This is a genomic window from Acidobacteriota bacterium (genome assembly GCA_012517875.1).
GTDB lineage: Bacteria > Acidobacteriota > JAAYUB01 > JAAYUB01 > JAAYUB01 > JAAYUB01.
The window spans coordinates 1-3,011 of sequence record JAAYUB010000132.1; the positions used below are offsets into that span (position 1 = coordinate 1).

At 66.7% G+C, this 3,011-nt stretch carries 3 protein-coding genes; all 3 read left to right on the forward strand.

All coding sequences use genetic code 11. The features are described from left to right. The coding region (locus GX414_13500) for an adenylate/guanylate cyclase domain-containing protein (GenBank protein ID NLI48115.1) at positions 1-1,042 on the forward strand (1,042 nt) is incomplete at its 5' end. Positions 1,043-1,564: 522 nt separating this feature from the next. Beyond that, a complete protein-coding gene (locus tag GX414_13505) occupies positions 1,565-2,050 on the forward strand; it encodes a cyclic nucleotide-binding domain-containing protein (protein NLI48116.1) in 486 nt (161 codons plus the stop codon). 113 nt (positions 2,051-2,163) lie between these two features. Then, entirely contained in the window at positions 2,164-2,910 is a 747-nt protein-coding gene (locus GX414_13510; protein NLI48117.1) for a pirin family protein, read from the forward strand. The last annotated feature ends 101 nt before the right edge of the window (positions 2,911-3,011 follow it).

A 3,011-nucleotide genomic window follows, 5' to 3' on the forward strand; every position in this document is an offset into this window, starting at 1 on the left:
CCGCCTGACAGCGCTCCTGGCGCTGCTGCTGCTGGCGCTGCTGGCGGGCGCGGCCGCGGTGATCTACTGGGCCGAGACCCCGGCCGCGCGGCAGTCGGCGGCGGAGCTGGAGCGGATCGGGCCGCTGCCCGTTCGCTGGCTGTCGCTGTTCGTGGCCGCGGCGGCGATCGCCGGCGGAGCGGGGCTGCTTCTGTTCTCCGGCTACATTCGCGGCGTGGTCCGGCGCCTGCGCCGGGTCCAGGCGGCGGCGCTCGCCATCGGCGACGGCGATTACGACGCGCGCATCGCGCTGGCGGGCCGCGACGAGGTGGGTCAGCTGGCCGACGTCCTGAACAACATGGCGGCGGAGCTGAAGGAAAAGGACGCGCTCAAGCGGGAAAAGGGGACCATGGAGAAATTCATCTCCCAGTCCACCCGGACGATGATCCAGAAATCGGGCAAGGACGGCGAGGCGGTGAATCTCGGCGAATGCCAGGAGATCGACCTCAGCTTCCTGTTCGCCGACGTCCGGGGCTTCACCGCCTTCGCCGAAGCCCATCACCCCATGGAGGTCATGGCCACCCTCAACGCCTATTTCGACCTGCAGTACCAGGCCATCCGGAGCCACAGCGGCGACGTGGACGACTACGTGGGCGACCAGGTGATGGCCCATTTCGGCGGCGGCGCCCGCGGCGGCCACCGGATGCGGGCGTGCCGCGCGGCGGTGGCCATCCGGGAATCGATCCGCCGGCTCAACCGGGAGCGGCGGAACAACGGTCTGCCTGTGTTCGAGGTGGGGATCGGCGTACACTCCGGCCGGGTGGTCACAGGCACCATCGGAGCGTCGAAACGGATGGACTTCGCCTGCGTCGGCGACGCGGTGAACACCGCCGCCCGCCTCTGCGGCGCGGCCGCGCCGGGCGAGATCCTCGTCTCGAAGGCCCATGCGGCCGGCCTCGGCGACGCGGTGCGCCTCGGCCGCCCCGGCACCATCCGGCTCAAGGGCAAGCAGGAGCCGCTGGCGGTCTGCGAGCTGCTCGACGCCGGGGAAGGACGGCGATAGAGGGGTGAACGGGTGAACGGATCTGAGGATTTGTGCTCGTAATCGAGACTCGAGGCTCGTTCCCGATTTTCTGATTTCGGATATCGGACTTCGGACATCGGATATCGGACCTGGGACCTGGGTTCCGGGCCCTGGATCAGGGAACCCGGCTCATGATGCCCACACCCGCGAACATTCAAACCGCTCGACAACGAGTACGATTACTAATTTCGATTACGCTCACGATTACGAATGACGAGCACGAACCAGCAACCAGCAACTGATTCTGAACCTGGAACCTTCGAACTTGTGAACCTGCGAACCTTCAAACCTTCATACTTTGAAACCTTCAACCAGATCGATTACGATTACGAATCTCGAGCACGAAATCCGATGACCGATTTCCGAAGTCCGCATTCCGATGTCCGCGAGCGAGCCCCGTTCTTCCCCTTGACCCGGGCGGGCGCCCTCTGCGAAGATACCTCCACCGCCCGATCCGCCGCCGGAGGGAGCGGCCGAAGGAACGCCCCTGGAGGTGCCGCCATGCTCAGCGAGGAGACCCTGGCCATCCTGGCCAAGACTGAAATCTTCGAGGGGCTGCCATACGACGAGCTCCGACAACTGGGACGGTTCGCGTTCGAGCTCACGGCCGGCGCCGATGACATGATCCTCGCCGAGGGGGTTCCCGGCGACGCGCTCTACGTGGTGCTGGAGGGACGGCTGCAGGTGGCCCTGCTCAAGAGCAAGCCCGGCCAGCCCGCCCGGCGGTACAGCGACGTGAGTCTCAACGAGCTCAAGCCCCACGACTGCTTCGGCGAGTATTCGCTCTTCGACCGGCAGCCCGCGTCGGCGTCGGTGGTGGCGCGGGAGCGGTGTCGGCTCATCAAGCTGACGCGCGCCAACTTCGACCAGTTTCTCGCCGATAAGGACGGGGTGGCCCGCATCATCTACTACAACCTGCTCCGGATCCTCATCCGGCGGCTCCGCAAGAAGGACCAGGAGCTCGACCTGACCCTCGACTACGATTAGCGGCCCCATCCTTCGCCGGATCCATTCGCATCACCGGCGCATCATATGGACAGCAGCAGCCGGCATTCCCTTCCAAGCGCCGGCTTCGGCCACAACGGACCCGGGAGGCGGCCATGATCCAGACCGTGGCGGCGCGGCGGCGTCATTTTTCGGATTTCGACTGGCTGAAAACCTATTGGCTGTTTTCCTTCGCCGATTACTACGATCCGGCCAACATCCAGTTCGGTGCCCTGCGGGTGTACAACGACGACGTGGTGGCGCCGGGCACCGGCTTTCCCACCCATCCCCACCGGGAGATGGAGATCGTCACCGTGGTCCTGGACGGGGAGATGACCCACGCGGACAGCATGGGCAACCGCACCGTCATCGGTGCGGGAGACGTGCAGCGCATGTCCGCCGGCACCGGGCTGACCCATTCCGAGTTCAACCTGGCGAAGGGACCGGTGCATTTCCACCAGATCTGGCTCTATCCAGACCGGCGGGATCTGACGCCCACCTACGACCAGCGCCATTTCGAGCCGGAGGCGTGGCGAGACCGGCTGCTGCCGGTGGCCTCCGGGCAGGGATTGTCCGGGGCCGTGTCCTTCCACACCGATGCCACCATCTATCGCTGCGACCTGTCAGCGGGACGCACCCTCGACGTCCCGGCCGCCGAGAACCGCCGCCTGTTCCTCTACCTGATCGCCGGCCGCCTCGATGCCAACGGCAGCCCGCTGACGGCGGGCGACCAGGCGCGGATCGACCTGGAGCCGGCACTGGCGCTCCGGGCCGCCGGCGACAGCGCCTTCGTGCTCATCGACGTGCCGTCATGTCGGGGCTGGGGCTACGACCGGAAGACCCTGTCAGGCGCCCGGGCCTGAGCGCGGCTGGCTCTGCCGCGGCATCGCTGAACGGGCAGAGGGTTCTTACATGGACGGCTGATCGGGCCGCAGCGGCCAGTCGGCGAAGGGGGCCATCGCGC

Excerpts from the sequence above, each read along its gene's own strand:
- GX414_13505 (NLI48116.1), top strand. The coding sequence starts at position 1,565 with ATGCTCAGCGAGGAGACCCTGGCCATCCTGGCCAAGACTGAAATCTTC.
- GX414_13510 (NLI48117.1), top strand. The coding sequence starts at position 2,164 with ATGATCCAGACCGTGGCGGCGCGGCGGCGTCATTTTTCGGATTTCGAC.